The organism is Heliomicrobium gestii, from assembly GCF_009877435.1.
Lineage (GTDB): Bacteria > Bacillota > Desulfitobacteriia > Heliobacteriales > Heliobacteriaceae > Heliomicrobium > Heliomicrobium gestii.
Window position 1 is genome coordinate 65,474 of the sequence record NZ_WXEX01000005.1, and the last position, 21,844, is coordinate 87,317.

General features: G+C 58.3%; 21 protein-coding genes and 3 tRNA genes. 2 read left to right on the forward strand and 22 right to left on the reverse strand.

Annotated features, from left to right (window positions below; all coding sequences use genetic code 11):
• Positions 1-3: 3 nt before the first annotated feature.
• From bchD to GTO89_RS07095, 22 genes are all read right to left on the reverse strand, one after another.
• Positions 4-1,998 (reverse strand): magnesium chelatase ATPase subunit D, encoded by a 1,995-nt coding sequence (bchD, locus tag GTO89_RS06990; RefSeq protein WP_161261366.1) that lies wholly within the window; start codon positions 1,996-1,998, stop codon positions 4-6.
• Positions 1,995-3,092: a magnesium chelatase ATPase subunit I gene (gene bchI, locus GTO89_RS06995; RefSeq protein WP_170294414.1), complete on the reverse strand. Its 1,098-nt coding sequence runs from the start codon at positions 3,090-3,092 to the stop codon at positions 1,995-1,997. The genes bchD and bchI overlap by 4 nt, the downstream gene beginning before the upstream one ends.
• Before the next feature lie 24 nt (positions 3,093-3,116).
• Complete coding sequence (bchB, locus tag GTO89_RS07000; RefSeq protein ID WP_161261367.1) at positions 3,117-4,676, reverse strand: ferredoxin:protochlorophyllide reductase (ATP-dependent) subunit B; 1,560 nt, start codon at positions 4,674-4,676, stop codon at positions 3,117-3,119.
• Positions 4,664-5,995 carry a ferredoxin:protochlorophyllide reductase (ATP-dependent) subunit N gene (gene bchN, locus GTO89_RS07005; protein ID WP_161261368.1) on the reverse strand — a complete coding sequence of 444 codons (1,332 nt, stop codon included), beginning with the start codon at positions 5,993-5,995 and terminating at the stop codon, positions 4,664-4,666. The genes bchB and bchN overlap by 13 nt, the downstream gene beginning before the upstream one ends.
• A complete protein-coding gene (gene bchL, locus GTO89_RS07010) occupies positions 5,944-6,807 on the reverse strand; it encodes a ferredoxin:protochlorophyllide reductase (ATP-dependent) iron-sulfur ATP-binding protein (protein WP_161261369.1) in 864 nt (287 codons plus the stop codon). The genes bchN and bchL overlap by 52 nt, the downstream gene beginning before the upstream one ends.
• Positions 6,804-8,456 carry a magnesium-protoporphyrin IX monomethyl ester anaerobic oxidative cyclase gene (gene bchE, locus GTO89_RS07015; RefSeq protein ID WP_161261370.1) on the reverse strand — a complete coding sequence of 551 codons (1,653 nt, stop codon included), beginning with the start codon at positions 8,454-8,456 and terminating at the stop codon, positions 6,804-6,806. The genes bchL and bchE overlap by 4 nt, the downstream gene beginning before the upstream one ends.
• A gap of 14 nt (positions 8,457-8,470) precedes the next feature.
• Positions 8,471-9,154, reverse strand: a complete 684-nt coding sequence (gene bchM / locus GTO89_RS07020; RefSeq protein WP_161261371.1) for a magnesium protoporphyrin IX methyltransferase — start codon at positions 9,152-9,154, stop codon at positions 8,471-8,473.
• 141 nt (positions 9,155-9,295) lie between these two features.
• Positions 9,296-11,122 carry a hypothetical protein gene (locus GTO89_RS07025; RefSeq protein ID WP_161261372.1) on the reverse strand — a complete coding sequence of 609 codons (1,827 nt, stop codon included), beginning with the start codon at positions 11,120-11,122 and terminating at the stop codon, positions 9,296-9,298.
• 239 nt (positions 11,123-11,361) lie between these two features.
• Entirely contained in the window at positions 11,362-12,288 is a 927-nt protein-coding gene (gene bchG, locus GTO89_RS07030; RefSeq protein WP_161261373.1) for a (bacterio)chlorophyll synthase, read from the reverse strand.
• Between the two features lie 111 nt (positions 12,289-12,399).
• Positions 12,400-13,008 (reverse strand): bacteriochlorophyll 4-vinyl reductase, encoded by a 609-nt coding sequence (gene bchJ / locus GTO89_RS07035; protein WP_161261374.1) that lies wholly within the window; start codon positions 13,006-13,008, stop codon positions 12,400-12,402.
• 140 nt (positions 13,009-13,148) lie between these two features.
• Entirely contained in the window at positions 13,149-13,625 is a 477-nt protein-coding gene (locus GTO89_RS07040) for a TspO/MBR family protein (RefSeq protein ID WP_161261375.1), read from the reverse strand.
• A gap of 116 nt (positions 13,626-13,741) precedes the next feature.
• On the reverse strand, positions 13,742-13,999 hold the full coding sequence (locus GTO89_RS07045) for a hypothetical protein (protein WP_161261376.1): 258 nt from the start codon (positions 13,997-13,999) through the stop codon (positions 13,742-13,744).
• A 69-nt stretch (positions 14,000-14,068) separates the two neighbouring features.
• The gene (locus GTO89_RS07050; protein WP_161261377.1) at positions 14,069-14,776 is read right to left on the reverse strand and encodes a c-type cytochrome; all 708 of its coding nucleotides are present in this window, start codon (positions 14,774-14,776) and stop codon (positions 14,069-14,071) included.
• Positions 14,777-14,809: 33 nt separating this feature from the next.
• Positions 14,810-15,211 (reverse strand): cytochrome b family protein, encoded by a 402-nt coding sequence (locus GTO89_RS07055; RefSeq protein WP_161261378.1) that lies wholly within the window; start codon positions 15,209-15,211, stop codon positions 14,810-14,812.
• Between the two features lie 15 nt (positions 15,212-15,226).
• On the reverse strand, positions 15,227-15,868 hold the full coding sequence (extP, locus tag GTO89_RS07060; RefSeq protein WP_161261379.1) for a selenite/tellurite reduction operon b-type cytochrome ExtP: 642 nt from the start codon (positions 15,866-15,868) through the stop codon (positions 15,227-15,229).
• Positions 15,869-15,871: 3 nt separating this feature from the next.
• A complete protein-coding gene (locus GTO89_RS07065; protein WP_161261380.1) occupies positions 15,872-16,321 on the reverse strand; it encodes a QcrA and Rieske domain-containing protein in 450 nt (149 codons plus the stop codon).
• Positions 16,321-16,539 carry a hypothetical protein gene (locus GTO89_RS07070; RefSeq protein ID WP_161261381.1) on the reverse strand — a complete coding sequence of 73 codons (219 nt, stop codon included), beginning with the start codon at positions 16,537-16,539 and terminating at the stop codon, positions 16,321-16,323. The genes GTO89_RS07065 and GTO89_RS07070 overlap by 1 nt, the downstream gene beginning before the upstream one ends.
• A gap of 382 nt (positions 16,540-16,921) precedes the next feature.
• The gene (locus GTO89_RS07075; RefSeq protein ID WP_161261382.1) at positions 16,922-17,350 is read right to left on the reverse strand and encodes a c-type cytochrome; all 429 of its coding nucleotides are present in this window, start codon (positions 17,348-17,350) and stop codon (positions 16,922-16,924) included.
• A gap of 198 nt (positions 17,351-17,548) precedes the next feature.
• The gene (hemA, locus tag GTO89_RS07080) at positions 17,549-18,886 is read right to left on the reverse strand and encodes a glutamyl-tRNA reductase (RefSeq protein WP_161261383.1); all 1,338 of its coding nucleotides are present in this window, start codon (positions 18,884-18,886) and stop codon (positions 17,549-17,551) included.
• A 346-nt stretch (positions 18,887-19,232) separates the two neighbouring features.
• Positions 19,233-19,308: transfer RNA gene (locus GTO89_RS07085), tRNA-Glu, on the reverse strand.
• Between the two features lie 7 nt (positions 19,309-19,315).
• Positions 19,316-19,393 (reverse strand) — tRNA-Met (locus GTO89_RS07090).
• Positions 19,394-19,398: 5 nt separating this feature from the next.
• Positions 19,399-19,474, reverse strand: a tRNA-Met gene (locus GTO89_RS07095).
• Positions 19,475-19,627: 153 nt separating this feature from the next.
• Here GTO89_RS07095 and GTO89_RS07100 point away from each other — a divergent pair.
• Positions 19,628-21,031: a Mur ligase family protein gene (locus GTO89_RS07100; RefSeq protein ID WP_161261384.1), complete on the forward strand. Its 1,404-nt coding sequence runs from the start codon at positions 19,628-19,630 to the stop codon at positions 21,029-21,031.
• Between the two features lie 3 nt (positions 21,032-21,034).
• Positions 21,035-21,793 (forward strand): type 1 glutamine amidotransferase, encoded by a 759-nt coding sequence (locus GTO89_RS07105; protein WP_161261385.1) that lies wholly within the window; start codon positions 21,035-21,037, stop codon positions 21,791-21,793.
• Positions 21,794-21,844: the final 51 nt, after the last annotated feature.

Below are 21,844 nucleotides of genomic sequence, written 5' to 3' on the forward strand. Positions count from 1 at the left end.
CCCTTATTTCCGCAGCGCGTGCACGCCGCTCTTGACCGTCTCGGCGAGCGTCGTCGCCGACATCTTGGGCAGGTAGTAGTACTGGCCGAAGGCCGCTCCTGCGATCTTTTCGGCAAATCCGGTGGAGGTGAATTTGTTGGCCGTATCGATGACGAGCAAGGAAAAGCCTTGTTCGGGAATCTTGCGGCTGATGGCCAGGATCTCCTCGTTCAGTTCCTCCCGCTTTTTCGGTCCCTCCTCCGGGTTGAGGGGGATGTTGCCGCGGCCGTCGGTGATCAGGGTGATGATCACCTGACCGACATCGCTGCCGATGCTCTTGACACCCAGTTCAAGGGCTTGGGCGATGGCGTCGGCCAGGGGCGATCCGCCGCCGACGGGCACTTGATCGAAGCGCTTCTTGGCCAACTCGACGCTGCGGGTCGGCGGCACGATGACCTCGGCCTTCTGGCCGCGGAAGATGATCATGCCTACCTTGTCGCGGTTGACATAGGCTTCATTCAACAGCACCGAGACGGCGCCTTTGGCGCTGCTCATCCGGTTGAAAGCCATGCTGCCGCTGGCGTCGACGACAAAAATGATCAGGGCGCCCGATTTGCGGACGAACTGTTTGGCCCGCAGGTCTGAATCGGTGACGATGACTTCGCGGTTGCCGAACTTGCCGGAACGTCGCCGCTCCTGCTGGTAGGGCGCCGCCGCCCGCAAGGTGGCGTCGACGGCGATCCGCGAGGGCTTGCCCGGCGGCGGCAGGAGCGCGCGGGTATAGCGACCGCGTTCCATGCTCTTCTGTTTGCCGTGGGCGCCGCCGCGGGCTTGCCGTTGCGCCTTGTTCTGCAAGGAGAGCAGTTCATCTTCGACAGGCACTTCCTCGGCGTCGAAGAAAAACTCCTCGGGCAGGGTCATCGTCTGCTCGTCATTGGGCGCGTCCGGCGGCGGGTCGTCTTTGTCATCCTTGTCTGGCTCCGGCGGTGGCGGGGGCGGCGGAGGCGGCGGCGGCGGTTGTTGCTCTTCCTCATCGGGAAGGTCAACGGTCTGCCGTGGCTTGATCACGAACTCCACCGCCAGGGCGAGGTCGATGGGCTCTACCGCCAACCGGCCTTCCAGCGCCGCGTGCGCTTTGGCGAGGCGCACGGCGAAGAGGTCGCCCCGGTGACCGGGGACGCCCCGTTTCAACGATTGGCCGATCAGGTAGAGGACCTGACTCTCCGAAATGGTCACCGCAGGCAACCGTTCACGGGCGCCGTCGATCTTGCGCAGCAGATCGTCCTGCTCGTCGGCGTAGAGCTTTTCAAAGGCATCGGGTTCATCGACAAAGAGCTCCTGGCGGCGCATGATCTCGATGCGCTGTTCCAGGTCGTTGATGACGCCGCTGCTCACATGGATGGCGACGCGGTCTGCCAGATGGCCCCGCAGGGCGCCTTCGTCAGGGTCATAGGTCCCCACCAAGACAAAATCAGAGGGGTATTGAACGGAGATGCCCTCCCGTTCGAGGCGGCAGATCCCCGACATGGCGTCAAAAAGGGAGTTGACGAGGCCGTCGTCGAGCAGGTTTAACTGGTCCACGTAGAGCACGCCGCGGTTGGCTTCTCCGATCAGGCCCGGCTGCCAGGCCCGCGCGCCGCCGGCGAGGGATTGCTCCACATCGATGGCGCCGAGCAGACGGTCTTCCGTGGCGCCGAGGGGAACCTCCATGAAGGGGGCATCCCGCCGGACGACGGAAGGGTTGTTGCCGATGCCGGTTGCGTCTGCGCTGTACTGTTCCCGGCAGCGGCTGCACCAGCTCGCCGGTTTGTCCGGGTGACAGTGGCAGGGACAGCCGCCGATCTGATCGATCGGCGGCAGCAGTTCCCGGAGCCCACGGGCCAGGACCGTCTTCCCGGTCCCCCGCGGCCCGGCGATGGCCACCCCTTTTAAGCCCGGATCGACGGCAACGAGGAGCAGCGCCCGTTTGATGCCTTCCTGTCCGGTGATGGCCGCCAAGGGCAGGCAGTTTGTCTTCATGCTCCCGCCTTCTCAACTCCAAAGATCTGGGCCACTTTTTCCTGCACGCGACGACCGTTGTCCATCGTCGCCAAGGGGTCTTTGCGCAGGCGGTGACGCAGGCCGAGGACGGCAATGCGGGCCACATCGTCGTCACAGACTTCGGTCCGGCCTTCAAAGGCGGCCAAGGCTTTGGCGGTCCGGGCCAGGACCAGTTCGCCCCGGTGTCCGTCGATCTCCAGTTCGATGCAGAGTTGGGCGATCTTCAAGAGGACGTCGTCGCCAACGGTCACATCGCCCAGAATCTCTTTGGCCCGGGTGATCTTGGCTTGCAGGTCGGCCTGGGGCGCTTCGAATTTTTCAATGAAGGTCTCCGGTTCGTTGTCAAAATCGCTGCGGCTGCGGATGATGGCGACACGCTTCTGGGCATCGCGCAGTGTGCGAATCTGGGCGTGGAGACCAAAACGGTCGAGCAACTGGGGACGCAGTTCCCCCTCTTCCGGGTTGCCTGAGCCGACGAGGACGAAGCGGGCTGGGTGGCGGATGCTGATGCCTTCCCGTTCAACCACGTTGACGCCGGACGCGGCGCTGTCCAACAGGACGTCGACGAGGTGATCGTCGAGGAGGTTGACTTCATCGACATAGAGAAAGCCGCGGTTGGCTTGCGCCAGGAGGCCCGGTTCAAAGGCCTTGACCCCTTCCGCCAGCGCCTTTTGGATATCGATGGTGCCGCAGACGCGGTCTTCTGTCGCCCCGAGCGGGAGGTCGACGACGCGGGTCTTGCGGTAGGTCATCGGCAACGCTTCCCCTGCCGCCGTTCGTTCCCGGCAACTGGGACACATCTCACTCGTTTTTTCCGGGTGGCACCCGAAGGGACAATCGGCCACCGAAGGCACTTCCGGCAGCAGTTCAGCCAGGGCGCGGACCGTCGTCGACTTGCCCGTCCCCCGATCGCCCATGATCATGACGCCGCCGACGCGCGGGTCGATCACGTTCAGGATGAGGGCCAGTTTCATCTCTTCCTGGCCGATGATCGCCGTAAAGGGATAGGTCGGCACTTTGATCTGCGCCGGCTGCCGCCGTTCGCTATGGTTCGATGGTTGCGCTTGTGTCATCGGTATATTTCCTCCCGTCGGCAATTACCGGTTGCCCTGATTTCCCTTGCTCTCGAAGTAAGCCTTGGCGGCGTAGATCACGTCCAGCGTGACCTCGCTGCAACCTTGTTCGCGGGCATAGTTCTCGGTATTGCGCTGCACTTTTCCTCGTACAAAAAAGGGCACCTGCTTCAAGGCCTTGAGGGCCTCGGCGTCCCAATGCATTTCATCGGCGCCAGCAGCCGTTCCAGCGGCTGCTGTAGAAACTGCCGTCGCGGCGGCCGTTGTTTCCATCTGGCTTTCCGAAGTGGTATCTTCCCCGAACATGTTGACCAGGTGCTCTTCCAGGCCGAGTTTGATCGTCTGGTTGATCGTATCGAGAAGGCGGGTCATCCCCCGGTAGCCGAGGACGGGCGCCGGAAAGAGCGGGAAGTTGAGGATATGGGCGGGGCTGCTGATGACGATGCAGGGCAGGTCATACCGCGCAGCGCTGTGCCGCTCCATCTGGGTGCCGAAGACGATGTCCGGCTGGGTGTCGCGGATTTTGCGGCTCACGGCCTGGAAGTCGTCACAGACGAAGGCCTCATCAGTCAAACCGGCGACAGACTCGGTAAATTCGTCCTTCCATGCCGTCATATAGGTGCCGGCCCAGATCACCTGCACGCCGATCTCGCGCAACAGGTGGGTGGCGCCGACGGCATGGCTGTAGTCGCCAAAGACAACGGCTCTTTTTCCGAACAGGGACGACAAGGCGTCGACAGACTTGGTGAAACGGGCCAGCGATCCCGAGGGCGCCAGGTGTTGGCGAATGTACGGCGTCACATCGATGCCGGCTCGTTCGCCGAGGGCGCGCAGGAATTGTCCTGTCTGACGGATGCCCATCGGCGTAATAGACAGGTATTCCATTCCAAAGGTTTTGCGCAGGTATTCGCAGGCCTCACGGCCATATTCGCGGTAGAGGCAGAGATTCAGGTGCGCGCCCGTCAGGCTGCGCAGCGTCTCCACCGTCGCTCCGTAGGGAATGACGGCGTTGACGCCGATGCCGATCTCCTCCAGCATCGTCTGCATTTCCTTCAGATCGTGGATCTGGTGGAAACCGAGGTAGGAAGGTCCGATCAGGTTGACAGTGAAGCGCTCCGTCTTCGGCTGTTCGACAGCAAACTCAGCAACGATCTGGGCCAGGAAGTCGTCCATGGCGAAGTGCTCCAGGTCCCGGAAGGCGTTTACCCGCGGCACGATCAGCTTCGCCTTGGTCTGGCGGCCGAGGCTGCGGGCCACGGCCAGAAGGTCTTCCTGCAACAGCGTCGACGAGCAGGTCGGCGTGATGACGATCACGTCAGGCTGGTGCTGCGCCTCCACACGCCGCACCGTCTCGACAAGGCGGGCTCTCGAGCCCTGCGCCATCTCCCGCCGCCCGATGGGCGACAAGGTGAAGGGCGGGAGCTTGTCAAAGCGTTCCAGCATGGAAAACATGACATTGATATAACCGTCGCCCTGGGGACCGTGGATCACCGTATGTACCTTCGGCATGCTGCCGGCGACACGGGCGATCCCGGAGAGGGCGGTTCCTTCATACATCCAGTAGGCGAGTTTCACGAGATCCACCCCGCTTCCGCCCAGCCCTGATCGAGCAGGGCCTGCCGCTTCATCAGCGGTTTTACAAAGAGTTTGATCAGATCGATGGCATTGACGAAACCATGAATCTGGGCAAAGGTGAATTCAATCGACCATGCCGTCGTATACCCAGCCGCCTCCAGGGGGTTGCAGATGCCCAGCCCGGCGACGATCAGATCGGGGCGATACCGGTCAAGCCGTTCCCGTTGGGCGGCAAAGTTCGGGCTCTCCACAACGGGAACGCCTTTTTCCCGCAGCCTGGCGATCTCTTCTTGCAGGTCTTTCGCATGGACATAGGGGGTGCCGGCCTCGACCACCTCAGCGCCACAGGCGGTGAGGAAGCGGGCCAGGGGAATCTCGAGCAGGTTGTCGCCGAGGAACATGATCCGCTTGCCGCGCAGCAGGGCCAATTGGCTCTCCAGGCCGCGCCAGGTCTGGGCCTCCCGTTCGGCGACCCCAGAGGCGTCGAGGCCGAACTCGGCGCAGATCGCCTCAAGAAAGCGCGCCGTGCCGTCCGGTCCGATGGGCAATAGGGTGGTCAGCACCTTGGCGCCCCGTTCCCGGCGAAGGGTCGCCAGGGTATCGCTGAGATAGGGCTGCAAGGGCGCGATGACGGTCTGTTCGTTGATCACCGGCATGTTGCCCATGTCGCCGCTGGGGAACACGTCGACCCGGTCGAGACCGAGTTGATTAAGCTCCCATTTCAACTGCTGGGTCGTTGAATCGGTGACCGCGCCGACGAGGACCAGGTTGCGCCGGGGCGCCGCCGGAGCGGTCGCCTTGTTCCCCTCCTCTTTGCCAAAGGAGAACCAGCTTCGTTTCTTCTCTTCCACCACTTCCGCCTTGGGCGCTTCCCGCGGTACGAAGGGAAGCAACGCGTGGAGGACGGCGTCCTCCCCTTGGGTAAAGGTCCGGTCCAGGCCCGATGTGCTCACCGGCACGACGGGGAAACCACAGCGGTTGCTCAGCTCTTTGCTGGCGTTCTCCAGGTCAAGCTTCAAGATATCGCAACTGCAGGTGCTCAACAGGAAGATCACCTTCGGCTGCCATTCGGCCTTCACGTCGGCGACGACCTTTGCCAACTCCTCCGTCGGGGAAGGCGCCACCAGATCCGACTCCTCCAGGACGGCAAAGCCGAATCGAGAGTGAGCATAGACCATCACGTCGAGGGCCGTCTGGATAAAATGGGCACAGGTGTGCGTGCCCACGATCAGAAAAAAGGAGTCTTTGATTTTACGATGCAGCCAGGCGACGCTGGCTATCGGACAGAAGGTGTGGAAGCAGCCGTTTTCCCGTTCGATTCCTTCCACGGCAGGTCCTCCCCTCGAAAGAGTTCAAACATCTCCCGGGTGCCGACGGCATTGGGCACAACACCCTCGGGACCACTGAGAAGATAGGCCGCCATCTTGCGAAACTCACTGGTCATCTCGCTGACGGGCTCACCCATTTCTTCCAGTTCAAAGAGGGTGTATCCCTTGACGCGGGACTGGCGCACCTCTTCGTTGCGGGGAACAACGCCCATGAGCGGGGCTTCGATCCGCCGGGTAAAGGTTTCAAGCAGGTCCACCTGGTCGCAACGGTTGCCGATGACACCGGCCAGTTTTACGTCATAACCGGAGGCGTTCTTCTCCACAATACTCTCGCAGATGCGGTTGGCCGCGAAAAGAGCGTCAAAGTCGTTAGAGGAAACGATACAGGCCAGATCGGCGTACTGCAGCGGCGTTGCAAAGCCGCCACAGACGACGTCGCCGAGGACGTCGAAGAGGATCACGTCGTACTTGCTCATGATATCGAGCTTTTCGAGGAGCTTCACCGTCTCGCCGACGACATATCCGCCACAGCCGCTACCGGCCGGCGGGCCGCCTGTTTCCACGACGCTGACGCCGCCATAACCCTCCACGACCAGATCGGCAGGCTCGATCGATTCATAGTGGTAATTGAACTTATCCAGGATCTCCACCACCGTCGGGATCATCCGCCCGGCAATGGTGAAGGTGGAGTCGCTCTTGGGGTCGCAACCGATCTGCAGCACACGGCGGCCGGACTTGGCGATGGCCACAGCCAGGTTTGACGTAGTCGTCGATTTGCCAACGCCGCCTTTTCCGTATACGGCAATAATCATATCTTCATGCCCCTTGCCGCGATGTTGCCGTCCGGCGTCTGTTCAATCGAAGGCAGATCGCGAGGCGCGCCGCAAGCGGACACTTCCAGATCGCGCGGAGCGCCACAGGCGGTGACAGTGCCGAAATCTTCGTCCACTTGAACCTGTTTCGCCGCTTTGATCCGGGCCAATTCTTCCTTGCTGACGATCTTGGACTGATCGAAGCCCAGGTCGACTTCGGTGTGGAACCCTTTCCGTTTCACCCGTCCGATGTCATAGAAGCGCTGGGTGGCCGTCATCTTCAAAAAGGCCTTCAGGCAGCCCATCATGTACTTGCGCTTGAAGGGATCCTTGATAAAGGGATAGTCAAGGAAGCTCTTGCGCATATAGTAGCGGGCGTAGCTGCGCAGCACGCCTTTAAGGACGTCTTCCCGGTCCATTTCGTCGGGCTGCATGATCGGCGTGACGAAGTTGTACTTGGAGTAGTCGCGCACTTCGACCTTGTCACCCAGTTCCTCGAAGAGTTCCGAGAAGGGCCAGGGCGTGTACATGTTCCAGTTGACCATGTCCGCATCCCAGTAGCGGGCAAGGTTGAAGGTCTCTTCGATCGTTTTCGGCGACTCGTTTTCTAGGCCCATGATGAACTGCGCTTCGGCGACCATACCAGCGGCCTTGATCATGTCAATGGCCCGCTTGTTTTCTTCCATCGTCGTTTCCTTGCGGAAGCGGTCGAGGTTCATCTGGGTGGCCGCTTCGGTGCCCAGCGAGATGTGCACGAGGCCGGCTTTGCGATAGAAAGGCAACAGATGAGCGTCGCGCAGGATGTCGGTGACACGGGTGTTGATGCCCCAATGAACATCCAGTTTGCGATCGATCAGTTCTTGGCACATGGCCACAAACTTATCGCGGTTAATGGTCGGTTCTTCGTCGGCGAGGATGAAGAAACCCACCTTGTGATCCTTGACCAGCGTTTCGATCTCGTCAACAAACTTCTTCGGATGGCGCACCCGATAGGTCCGCCAGAACTTCCACTGGGAGCAGAAGCGGCAGGTGAAGGGACAGCCGCGAGCAAAGTTCGGCACGGCAACACGACAGTTGAGGGGGATGTAGATGTACTTGTCCCAGTCGAGGACGCTCCAATCGGGCGTGAGGCCGTCCAGGTTTTTAATCGGCGGATGGGCCGGCGTGGCGACGACCTTGCCATCTTCCATATAGGCGATGCCGAGGATGTCTTTGCGATCCTTCAGGTCTGAACCGGCAGCGATGGCGTTCATCAGGTTGACGACGATCTCTTCCCCTTCGCCGCGGACGATGTAATCGATCTCGGGCGACTCGGTCAGGATCTGGTTGTACATAAAGGTGGGATGGATCCCGCCCAGAATGGTCTTGCAAGTAGGGTTGCTTTTCTTCGCAATCCGCAGTGTGTCTTGCGCTTTATAAATCATCGGCGTAATCGCACTCGCCATGACCACATCCGGCTGGTTTTTCCGGATGATTTCAGCTAGCACGTCATCTGGTAGATCCTCGGTCATTGCATCGATGAATTTGATGTTGGTGTAACCGGCTGCCTTTAACGATCCGCCGATATACGCAGCCCAGCTCGGCGGCCAGTTTCCGGCGATTTCGGCGCCACCGCAATGGTAGTTAGGTTGGATCATCAGTATGCGCATGTCAAGCCTCCTAGTCATCGTTTCGGCTTAATCTCCAACAACATCGCGTTATAGATGATGTTGGAGACCAGCTCTTGGCGAGTGGAATGGTAGCCCAATCTATTCAAAATGGAATGGATCTCCGAAATCGGATGCAGGTAGGCGCTGGTCGTTCGGGAGCTTCCTGACATCCGCTCCCCGACGGCTTTGAGGAATCGAAACCATCCAGTCGATGGCGCGAAGGTGATATAGGCCCGTTCACCACTGCGGCCCAGGGTGTGTTCCAACAGGGCGGGCAGGTCTGCGAGGGGATAATGAATCAACACATCCATCGAAATGAGGATGTCGTAATTTCCTTTTTCCGAAACCAAGTCACTGACTTCGAAGGTGAGGTCTTTTCGCCCGCGGTTACGCGCGGTCGCCATTTCAATCATTTTCGTAGAGATGTCTATACCCTTGACAACGGCGCCTTGATCGGCGAGGATTTCTGCCAAAAAGCCGGCGCCACAGCCGGCATCGATGATTCGCTTACCAGCTACCGGCCCGATCCAGTCCAAAAGGCAGCGGTGGATGGCTTGACGACCTTCGATGAGCTTTCGCTGGGCAAAGTTGTTGCTTTCTCCTTTGCTGATGGACGCCCATCGCTGAAAGGCATCGCCGTCAAAATAGTTCCTCACCTGTTCCTGTTGTGTCCAATAGGAATTCAGTTCGTTTGCCATGGCCTCCACCCCCCTAATGTGTTGTGAATCACGAGTTTGTCCTTGGCCCGGATCCGGCCGAATTTTCCCGTAAGCGAGATAAAACCCCTGCGCCCCTCTCAGGGCGCAGGGGGTGTGGGAACAGATGTTTGTTGGTGTGAATTACACCATTGCGAGGCACCACATGCAAACGATGGTCATCTTGAAGAACAAGAAGGTACCAATCGCTTTGCCTTCTTTCAGGCTCAGAGCGCGGTTGTAGACTTTGCCAGCAAAGCCAACGCCGACTTGCTCGTGAGCCCACTTCAGAACCATGGAACCTTCGTCGCGGGAGCCGCGATATTGGAACAGCATGGAGAAGGTGAAGGCCCAGATGAAGTGAGCGCCCAGCAGAGCCTGGATCATGTGACCGTCATAACGGGAGAACATGGCCGTGGTCTGCTGAATGATGTAGGAGAAGTAGCCCATGTTGGTGAGCGGGGACAGTTGATGGAGCGGGTTGTGGGCGTTGTAGGCGGCCAGCGCAGCCTGGTAGATTTCGTTGTTGGGCTGGGCGACAGCTACGAAGGAGCCCATCCAGCAGCCATCAATGTAGAACCAGGCGGGAGCGATGACTTGGAGGGAGAAGAAGATGGCCAGGTAGAACTGGTCAACGAGGGAGATGGAGCAGGTGCCGCCGTAAGCAGGGCCAAGGCAGGGGAACTCGCCGTCGCGCTTGGCTTTCATGCCGACCTTGGTGGTCCAGGGCGAAACCTTGCTGAAGAACACCATCCGCCACATGGGAACCATGGTGAAGTGCAGACCGCCAGCGATAGCGTGAGCGGCGACGAATTCACTGATGGAGCCTTTGGAGCCGAAGACGGCGTCGTGGAGCGGGGTGCCGATGTTGATGTAGGTCATGTGGGCGAAGATACCGGTCTTGGCAGCGGCATGGATGTCAGCGATGGTGTTGTGGGTCGCAATGCCGTAAGCAACGAAGATCGGGAGGAAGGCGCCGAACATGATCAGGGCCAGGAACTTCTTCTGGAACTCATGGTCATAGCAACGCTTGATGAACTTGAAGTCCTTCATTTCTTCAGCCATCTTGGGATCGTTCAGAACCCGCAGCATGAAGTGCGCGCCATGGAAGACGCCGCCGATCCAGAACATGATGCCCATAACCAGGTGACCCAGGATAGCTTGCTTGACCAGCAGGCCGGGGTTGCCTTGAGCGATCATTTTCAGTTCAGGGCCAGCGTACTGGGAAACGGCGTATTCACGCATGAAGCCGAAACCGAGTTGGGGATGTTGCCAGATGATCATGGCGAAGACAACAGTGGCGAAGTGGAAAGCGAGAACCTGGCAGCTAACGGACAGGACAGCTTCCCAGTCTTTTTCAAAGAAGGCGAACTTCTTCGTGTTGAAGCCAGCGAAGTAGTGGAAGATACCGCCCAGGAAGAACACCGCGCCGAAAGCGACGTGGTTGCCAGCCATGGAAGCGGGGGTGATGGGTCCGAACATGTCGAAGCTCAGACCGGTGGGGGCCAGTTTACCTTCGGGTCCAAGGATGCCGTAGAAGGCCATATGGAGACCCCAAAGGGTGGCGATCAGAGCGAAGAAGTGGAATTGAGCAACCAGGGATTTGCCCATGGTGACCTTTTCCAGGAACTTCTCTTCAGCAGGGGATTTGATGTGTCCGACGCCCCAAAGAATAATAGCAGCAAGCAGGTGCATACGAGCAACGAAGAGCGCGTCGGGGCTCAGCGCGGTCGCATCCATACCCAATTGATAAAGACGAGCATAAAACATGGTGGCGGGGGCCCACAGAACACCTTGAGTCGCGGGATCCCAGCTCAGGTGGTGAACAAGAATGAAGGATACCATAGCGGAAATGTTGCCCAGGTGGTTGATGTGGGCTTTCAGAACAGCACCCCGTGTGGCGGGCACTTTGTCTTTGAAGTATTCAAAGACCTGGGCCCGGGGGTTAAATGCCATTTCGGCAGTGGCCATCAAACACGACCTCCTTTTCAGACTTTTTGGAATGTTGGGTGCAGGTCAGCAGACGGTTCCCCGGGCTGGCGTAGTAAAAGATTGTATTATGGCCGTATTCCCATTTGGAAACCTTCCGCGGCACCCCGTCCGTTGGATCTCTGTCCCCTTCCCACCTCCTTGTTTTCGGCCGACCAAAGGCAGTCAGCCTTTGTCCCCCTTGAAGGTTCACTACAATGATGCAAGACCATGATGTCGATTTATTTGAGGGTAAACGCCGCAACCATCATGGAGAGGATAAAAAAACTGTTTGCTGTGGCGTTGTACCAGGGGGCCAACCGTTTGGGGTCTTGCTTGAGTTTTGGCTGAAAAGGCAACTGGGCCATCAGCAGCGCGATGAGGACGGCGCTGCCAAGGATATGTCCCTGGGCGGCAATGTACAGGGCCGCCATCAGTTGAGACGCCATGAGCATGTACAGGGCGATCTTGACGCCGCCTTCCACACCGTACATGACAACCATCGACCGCAGCCCGCAGGCGATATCGCCCTCAACGCTTTTAAAGTCGTTCATCGTCATGAAACCGTGAGAACCGATGGCATAGATAAAGGCGACAATCGTCTGCTCCATGGTCACGCTGTCAAAGAGGTAATTGCCGGCGATCCAGGGCAAGGTCACGTAGGTGAGCGCGCAGGCCGTATTGCCGAACCAACCGTTTTGTTTAAGCCGCAACGGCGGCGCGCTGTATATGTAGGCAATCAGCAGACCGGCGATGACCAGTAAGAATATCTCGATGCGAAAGGCGATGTACGATAAAACCAGCGCCGCTGTCGATAGCACGGCCACGTTTGTCAAGGCGAGCCGTTTGAACAACGCTGGGAAGCGAGCACAGGGACGATCAGGCTCGTTGATGGCATCTACATCGGCGTCATAGTAGTCGTTGATCGATTGGCCCATTCCCAGGACCAAGGGTCCGATGACAACCATCAGCAAGACACTTCGCAGGAAGGTATCCACGCTCAGATCGGCGCCGGCGGCGCCGATGACGCCACAACCGACAGACCAAACGGGACCAATCCATGTCAGAGGTTTTGTCAGTTGAAGGCGTACCCGCCAGATGGAGAGCGGCTCCTGCGTGGGGCGGGAAACGGTAGCGTTTTGGCTTTGGCGATTGATGTCGACACTCATCTCGGCACACCCACTCTTCTCTTTTTCGGGAGCCTAACGGGTCTTATCATCTGTATATGTATTGATGGACTTCTCTCAATATGTCACTACCTTGGAAGATGTTCCTACCCATTACACGCTCAATCGTATCTCATAGACACAGGCCGCTGCGCCAGCGGCGCTGCAGGTCTTTTCCGTGACAACGGCTCTATCATCGATGATGGTGCGTATCAGGGTTTGAAAGGTGCCTTCGTAAAAGGCGCAGATCGGTTCGCCCGCTGACATTCCCCGGCAGGAGACACAGCGTTCGATCATGATCTTCGGATTTTTTTCAATTGTGAAACTGTATTCGCCAGTCCCCACAAAGGTCCAGGCGTTCTTTTCAATCGCAGCAAGAAGCATTTTCAGACCGGAACGAACGGGCAGTATCCCCAGAATCCACTGCACCGGAACGGGAATCCGATGCTTCAGGAGGTAGGCGGCCGTCAGTTCACCGGAACGACGCAACAGTTGGGTCAATTCCTTGTCGCCAAAACAGCTTTGAATCGATCGCACCAGCTCGTTGAACTGCTGCTCATCTACCATCTCTGCGGGGAGTTTTTCTGTCAAGTCGCTCCGTCCGATATTGACTAAAAATTCCGCCGTCTTACTGTCTCCGTAGCGCTCTTTTAAAGCGGCTACCGTTTGAATGATTGAATTGGGGCCGATCTTGCCGTATGTATTGGTAGCGATGTTGTTCACCCCTCAACAAAAGAGGAGCCGTCGAACACAGGCGTTTGTGGTTGAATTATACAGCATAATCCAACATCGATCAACCTTTTGCATTCGCAAACTCCTTAAAAATCTTATACTTAGATTCCTCAACCATCCCTGTTTACCCTTTAGGGATTCATTATCCAGATAAAGTAGTTGAGCACCGCCTCATAGCCGACACGAAAAAAATAAGGAATCATCAGGATTCCAGCCCACTTGGAGAGACGATAAAAGTAATAGGCTGTCGCCAACACGGCGCCTTCCAAAAGAATAATCTCAATAAGTGCGACAGAGGGGGCGTGGAGTTCAAAAAATACCCACGACCACATGATATTCAAGAGCAACTGAGCGAAAAAAAAGGCAAGGGCCAATCGCCGGTCCCGTTGATCAGGCTGACGCCAGACGAGGAAGAAGGAAATGCCCATCAGGGTATAGAGGAGCGTCCAGACAGGGTAAAAGGCATCGTTGGCGGGGTTGAATTCGGGTTTCGCCAATCCAGCATACCAGACGATCGATTGAATGGTAAATTTCGCCCCGATCAGGCTGGCGATCTGGCAGACGGCGATGCTGGCGACAAGTCGAATCCCATCGATCGCTGTGTTCATCGTTGTCCCCCATCGCTCCGGCCTCGTCTCCGCCGCCCCCACCGCGTTGTTCAAGTCAGACGAGATTAGCGCTTTTTCATAGCTGCGGTTGTGTATGGCAAACCCTCCCTCGCCGATTACTCAAGCCACTTAATCTCTTTTTTGACGCGGCCGGTTTGTTTATCATGGCGGTAAACAAACCGGATAAAGCCGTACCCGCCAACAGCCAGACCGAATAAGGCAAAACAAACGGTCCATGCGCTCGCCGGGTCGCCGGCGATGCTGCGTCGCACAACCGTCAGGGCGAGGTCCAAGAAAAAGGTGGCTACGCCAGCAAAAAACAAGAGGAAGACCAGATGTCGCCATTGCCATAGCAGCATTACAGTCTTCCTCATCATCATTACCTCCAGTTGGTGTCGTTTCTGCCCGTCTCTTGTTGTCCTGATCGTTACATCATGGGATGACTAGTTTTTGCTTTTTTCACCGTCAGCAGCAGCTTTGTCTTTCGACTCAGCCTTCCCTGCTTCTTTCTTCGCCGCAGGATCGTAGGGAACCTGCTTGTTGCGCAAAAATGAGACAACATTTCTAATATCCTGCGAATCCGGATAGGGCGGCATGTTTGTGCCGGGGCGACCGGAGGTGATCGAGTGGAGAATGAACTCATCGGAAGCGGAATTCAGGAAACCGGGGTCAAGCAAAGCAGCGCCGATGCCGCCTTCGCCCTTCTGTCCGTGACAGGCTGCGCAAGCGGTCTTGTAGTACGCTTCCCCCTTCACCGGATCACCGGCCACCTTCTCACCCTTTTCAACGGGAGCCGGGATCTCGGGGTGCCAGGAACGGATGTTTTTGATGATCAGGCTGACCTTTTCATCAGGCAGTTTTTGGGCGTCAAAATGGGGCATCGCATTTTTTTCCAGGCTGGGTCGACCCATACGGATCGATGTCAGCAGGTATTCATCAGAGGCCGCCTTCAGCAGCCCTTCGTTGTTCAGCGTAGCCGCCTTGACACCCTGAACGCCCTTCCCGTCATCACCGTGACAGGAGGCGCAATGGGTCTTATACAACTCATGACCCCGCTCCAATTCCCCTTGGGCCTGCCAAGCGGGCGCCAGCAGGATACCGGCCAGGAGAAGGCCCGTGGAGCCGAACATGACGATTTTACGGGTTCCCAATTTGTCTCCCCCTTGTCCTTATCGAAATCCGTGCTAGCCGCCGATTTTCAGCGTAGCCCCCAAGTAGGTCAGGATGCCAACGACGATCATCATGACAGTGAAGACAGCAACGCCGATGGGTCGCTTGGCCGGATGACGCTCCTTGCCCCGTTCCAACCAGGGCACAAGGAAGAGCGCCAGGATCATCAGGCCGGGAATTACGATGCCCATCAGCTTGTTGGGAACCTTCTCCAGGATGACGTAGGCCCAAAGGTAGTACCACTCCGGCTTGAGGCCGATCGGGGTGACGAGCTTGTCCGCCGGTTCAGCCATCTCTTTCGGCAGCACACCTGCGAGGATGAACAGCACGCCGACAAAAGCCATTGCCAGGGCCGCTTCTGTGGTGATGTGAACCGGCATAAAAGGAACGGTAAACCGCTTCTTCTGGTTATCCATAGGGGCGACCTCCTTTTACATCGGATCCGAAATGCCCTGGACCCGGATCATGATAAAGTGGGCTACCAAGAAAATGATAGCAACAGCGGGCAGGATCATGACATGGAGCACATAGAACCGGCTGAGCATCTCGGCCGTAACCTTGATGCCGCCCTGCATCATGATCTTCAGGGTCGGACCGACGACCGGGAGGGTGTTCGCCGTCTCGGCGCCGATGACGGAAGCCCAGTAGGACAACTGTTCATAGGGCAGCAGGTAGCCCGTGAAGGCCAGCGCCAAGCTGAGAACCAGCAGGAAGCATCCGGCGACCCAGTTCAGTTCCCGCGGCCGTTTGAAGGCGCCCGTGTAGTAGACGCGCAGCATGTGCAGGAAGACGAGCAGGATCATCAACTGGCAAGACCAGTGATGCATGGAACGGATGACAGAACCGAAGCGCACCTCGTTGGTGATCATCTGAACACTCGTGAAGGCCGCTTCCGGCGTGGGTTTATAGTAAAAAGCAAGAAAAATGCCGGTGAGGCACTGGACGATAAAACAAAGCAGGGTTAACCCGCCGAGGCAGAAGAATATGTTCAACGTATGAGAGGGCACGGGGTGATCGGCGACGTCCTTCGCCACGTGGCCGATGCCAGGAAAGCGTTCTTCCAACCACTTCATTCGTTACGCAGCCCCCTCTTTGACAATGATATCGCCGTTTTCTTTGACTTCCACAGCGAGGCGGACAAGCGGCTTGGGCGGCGGACCGCCGACATTGATGCCTTCCGGGCTGAATTCGCCGCCGTGACAGGGGCAAACGAGCTTCTTCCCTTCCAGGCTGCCTTTGGGCACGTCAACGGTGCAGCCGAGGTGGGTGCACTTCAGGGTGTAGGCGATGACTTGGTCCTTGACCTTGATGGCCATGCAGGGGATGTCATTGTAATCGAAGCGCAACGCTTCCATCGGCTTCAGTTCGGCGAGGGTGCCGATCTTTTTGGGAGCGGGCGGTTGCAGCAGGGAGTCGGGAGGATAGACATACTGACCGACGGCGGCCAGGGGAGCGCCAAGAGCGGCCAGCGTCGGGATGGCGATGATCCCGCCGAGGAATTTCCTTCTGGAAACGTTCGAATCCATCAGTCTTTTACCTCCTTATATCCGGTGCCGTCAAAAACGGCCACACGGAACGAGTAGAGGGACACGCCGAAATCGACGAACAACAGGCCTATGTAAACGGCAGCACCATTGTAATCGCCGACGGCCCATTTCTTGACCATGAGAAAGAGCAGCGCAACCGCGATCAGGGACAGCACGATCAGATTGATCATCCCTGCTTTGTAATCCGGCGCTTTCAAAAATACCCCCCCTTAACTTGCATACCGGTCATCGCCGGCGAATCCTTGTGTAACCTTTTCCCCAACCTTGTCCCAACAGACTGACAGTAGTGGCGGCTCACAGTCCCTCCTCCCGAATCCGCTTTTGCTTGTACATTACGTCGTCTCAACCGGAATGATTCCGGCGGAATGAGAGGAGTGGGACATCGTCACCAACGGTTCCGGAACAGGTGTCACCGGCAGCCAGTCTTACATTTTCCCGCTAAAGTATAATAACACGTTCCTTTTTCCCTGTATAGAGCATAGACAAAAGTACTACGCATACGTGATAGGCCGCACAAAAAAGAGCCCCTTTCGGAGCTCTTTCCCACTATGTACTCTAACCGGCGCAAATAAAAACAAATTATTTCTTTTCGGCCAGGAACTTGGCAACGGCCTTTTTCTCGTCGTCGGAGAGAGTGGTAGCGGCGGGCATGGTCGCTTGCAGACCTTCGCCGGAGGGGTTCACGAGGATCTTGTAGATCTTTTCCTCGTTGTACTTCTTGCCGACTTCGCCCAGGTTGGGGCCGACTTCCAGAGCGCCTTCGGTGCCCAGCTTGTGGCAGGTGATGCAAGCGCCTTTGCCGGTGAAGAGGGCTTTGGCGTCTGCGCCAGCGGCAGCCGGAGCAGCGGTCGGCTTGTCTGCCGGAGCGGGAGCCGGGGCAGGAGCCGAAGAGGGAGCCGGAGCCGGTTTCGCAGCGTCAGGAGCCTTGCTGCCGCTGTTGCACGCAGTCAAAGCGACCATGCTGAGGCCCATGACGGCGGCGATACCGATAAGCTTCAGGTTTTTCATTGTGTTTTCACCTCCTTGCTGAATCAACAGCAATTTCATTGTAAAGAACCAGATAAATATCCTCAACGCCCGAATTGGGGCGTTTTCGGCAACATGGACCCGTTTTTTCAGTCTTTTTTCAGATATGCTTTGTATATCGTTTAATAAATATTTGTTAAAAATAATTGCCAATATAATTCCAATTGTGACACCTGTTGCCTAACCGGCGCTGTTCTGCCGCGTTGCCTCGACGACATGCAGCCGCATGGGCGCGTGCTTTTGACGCTGGCCGGGCACATCGAGGCAGAAGAGGTTTTGCAGGATCTCCGAGTACAGGTGACCTTCCGGTGTCGCCGCATACTGCCGCAACTGGGTGATCGGGTCATGAAGCAGTTGATTGACGATGGAACTGGCCAAAGAGCCGACAAGCTTCTTTTCCTTTTCCGTCAGGTGCTTCAACTTGCCCAGCGCCCGATCCAGTTCCTTTTCCCGGATCTGGTTGCCTTTTTGCTTCAGCGAGACGATGGTGGGGATGACGAAGAGGGAGTTCAGCCAACGGAGAAACTGGGCGATCTCGCTCTCGATGATCTCCTCCGCCTCAAGGGCTGCCTTCCGTCGCTCCTCCAGGTTTTTATCGATGACGTGTTGCAGGTCGTCGATGTCGTAGAGGTGAACCCCGGAAACCTGGGCGACCTCGGGATCGATGTCACGGGGCACGGCGATGTCGATGAGGAACACAGGCTTGCCGCCTCGTTTCTCCATCACATCCTCCATCATGGGTCGACGGATGACGTAATGGGTGGCCGCCGTGCAGGAGATGACGATGTCGGCCTCAGCCATCCGCTCATGAACCTGATGGAAGGGGATCGCTTCGCCGTTGCAGCTTTGGGCCAGTTCCTGCGCCTTCTCGACAGAACGGTTGGCGATGATGATCTTTTCCACACCCTGAGCGACAAGGTGTTTCAAGGTGAGGACACTCATCTTGCCGGCGCCCAGCACCATGGCCGACCGGCCGGCGAGGCCGCCGAAGACCTGTTCTGCCAATTCCACGGCGGTATAGGAGATGGATACGGGATGTTGGTCGATGCCCGTCTCCGAACGGACCCGTTTGCCGACGGTGATGGCCTGCTGGAACAGGGTGTTGATGATGCCGTTGCTGGCCCGCTCATTGCAGGCCCGCTGATAGGCGGTGCGCACCTGTCCCAGGATCTGTGTCTCGCCAAGCACCATCGAGTCAAGGCCCGAGGCGACGCGGAAGAGATGCCGGATGGCGTCGTAGAGCGTATGTACATAGAAATAATTCGAGAATTCCGACGGCTTCAAACGTCCCCGTTCGATGACGAAGCGTTTCACCGCCGCCAGTCCCGCCTCCATGTCAGTGCATGCGCCGTAGATCTCTGTCCGGTTGCAGGTGGCAACTATGCAACAGCCTTCAATGCCGTTCATGCCTTCCAATTGGGTTAGTGCTTCCGCGATTTGTGGTTCAGTAAAAGAAAGCTTCTCACGGACCTCCACAGGCGCCGACTTGTGGTTTAGCCCGACTGCAAAAATGAACAATGGCACCACCCTCTCATTGCTATGGAAATGCGAGCCTTGTCCAGTGATGACAGGAGCGCTCGCCGCAACAAGCACAACGGGCGCGAAATTAAATCCGTACGAATCATCCGTCCTTCATCATTTTACTCGATCCGATCGATTTGTAAAAGCCCCGAATAAAAATTGCTTATATTTTTTCTTGGCTTTGTAGCACCTGCGGGGATCGGTGTTCATGGCCGATCGGCGCGAAATCAGGGAATTGCGGCGGGTCTGTTCGCTATGGATTCCACAGGGGCTCGTTCGATCACTGCACGGGCCCACAACAAAAACGCCTTTCCGTCAGCCGGAAAGGCGTTTGTTGCAAAGATGGTGACCCGTAGGGGATTCGAACCCCTGTAACCGCCGTGAAAGGGCGGTGTCTTAGACCGCTTGACCAACGGGCCGCTGTTTTGGTAGCGGTGGTAGGATTTGAACCTACGACACTACGGGTATGAACCGTATGCTCTAGACCAACTGAGCTACACCGCCAAATTTGGTTGCGGGGGCAGGACTTGAACCTGCGACCTTCGGGTTATGAGCCCGACGAGCTACCAACTGCTCCACCCCGCGTCAATCAAAGGACTGCTTTCGCCGTCGACCACTGTATTATGCCACAGTCGACCTTGTTCTGTCAAGACTTAAGGTAAAATAAAAAAACAACGTAATGACGGGTCAAGTTAATATAAAATAGTACTGTCGATAAGAACTGACGGAGGTGCCCCCTTGTTACACTCACCACGCATGTTGGCTGGCCTCTGGGCCGGCAAGACGGCGATCTGGCTGACCCGCCGCATCGGGCACGGCGGCACATCCTTCCCCGGCGGCCTTGGCCGGCGCATCGCCCCCGGACTGCTTTCCGCCCTGGCTGCTCAGTTGAAACAGGGGGCCATGGTGATCACAGGAACCAACGGCAAAACGACCACATCGAAGATGCTCGCCGAGATGATCGCCGCGTCCAAACTGACGCTGACCCACAACCGAGCCGGCGCCAACCTGGTCGGCGGGATCACGGCCGCCTTCATCGAATCGGCCAGCGTGGGCGGCTCCATCGCCAGCGATCTGGGCGTCATCGAGGTCGATGAGGCCACCATCCCCCAACTGGTCCGGGAGGTGCGCCCGAAGGGTGTCGTCGTGACGAACTTCTTCCGCGACCAACTGGACCGCTTCGGCGAGTTGGACAAAACGGTCACCCTTGTGGAATCCGCCTTGGCGGCGCTTCCACCGCAATCGGTGGCCATCCTCAACGCCGACGATCCGCTGGTGGCCTCCATCGGGCGTCACTACAAGGGACGGATCGTCTACTTCGGCATCGATGATCGCTCCTACGGCAGCCGGGAGATGACCCAGTCGGCAGAGACGCGCTTCTGCCGGCTCTGCGGCCACCCGCTCGTCTATGACTGGTTTTTCTTCGGCCAACTCGGCCACTACCGCTGCGACCACTGCGGCTTTGCTCGGCCCCAGCCGAAGATTCACGTCTCCCAGATCGAACTGAAAGGGGAAGACGGCTCCGCCTTCACCGTCCACGCTCCCCAAGGAAGCTGGCGCGTCGAACTGTCCACCCCCGGCTTCTATAACATCTATAACGCCCTGGCCGCCACGGCTGCGGCGCTCCGGCTCGACCTGCCCGAGCGCTCGATCCAGGCCGGACTGCAGGGCTACCGCACGAACTTCGGCCGCATGGAGCGGCTGGAACTGGACGGCGGACGCCGCGCCTTTCTCGCCCTGATCAAAAACCCCACCGGCTGTGACGAGGTGCTGCGCACGCTCACCCAAAACCGGGGGCCGAAGCGCCTGCTCGTGATCATCAATGACAACGCCGCCGACGGCCGCGACATCTCTTGGCTCTGGGACGCCGACTTCGAAGCCCTCGCCCCGGTCCTGCCGGAACTGCGCAGCGTCGCCACCTCGGGCTTGCGCGGCGAAGACATGGCCCTGCGCCTCACCTACGCCGGCGTGGCAGCCGACGCCCTCACCTACGAGCCGGACGTCAGCCAGGCCATCGCCGCCGCCCTGGAGATGACCGGCCCCGACGAGACCCTCTACATCCTGCCGACCTACACAGCCCTGCTGGAGGCGAAGACGGCTCTGTCCAACCTGGGCCATTCGCCCCGCTACTGGGAGGAATAGCCGATGGTTCAAAACGACCGCCGCGCCCTGCGCCTCGTCCACCTCTATCCGGACCTGCTCAATCTCTACGGGGACCGGGGCAACATCATCACCCTGCTCCGGCGCTGCCAATGGCGCGGGATCCCCCTCACCGTCGAGCGGGTCTCCCTCCATGACCGTTTCGCCTTTGCCGACGCCGACCTGGTCTTCATGGGCGGCGGTTCGGACCGGGAACAGACACTGCTCTTCCAAGACTTTCAACAGCACAAAGGCCCCGCGCTCGTCGAGGCCGCCGAAGCGGGTTTGCCGCTGCTCTCCGTCTGCGGCGGTTACCAGCTCCTGGGCCGTTACTACCGCACCCACACGGGCGAGGAGATGCCCGGTTTGGGCTTTTTCGACGCCTGGACCGAGGCGGGCTCCACACGCCTGATCGGCAATGTGGTCGCCGAAGCGCCCCTTCTCGGCGAAGGCATGGGCCTGGTGGGTTTTGAAAACCACTCGGGCCGCACCTTCCTCGGCGACCGCGGCGGCATCCAACCCCTGGCCCAGGTGATCGCCGGCCAGGGCAACAACGGCAAAGACAAGGGAGAGGGCGCTGTCTATAAAAACGCGATCGGCACCTACCTGCACGGCCCCGTGCTCCCGAAAAATCCGGCCCTCGCCGACTGGTTGCTCGCCCGCGCGCTGGAACGACGCTACGGCGACGGCAGCCTGACGCCCCTCGCCGATCGCTGGGAGCAGAGCGCCCACGACGCCGTCGCGCGCCGCTTCGCCTCCCGGTAGCCAACCACCTCCCAGGCCCTGCCTGTGATGGGTGTTGCCCCGGCTGCTGCG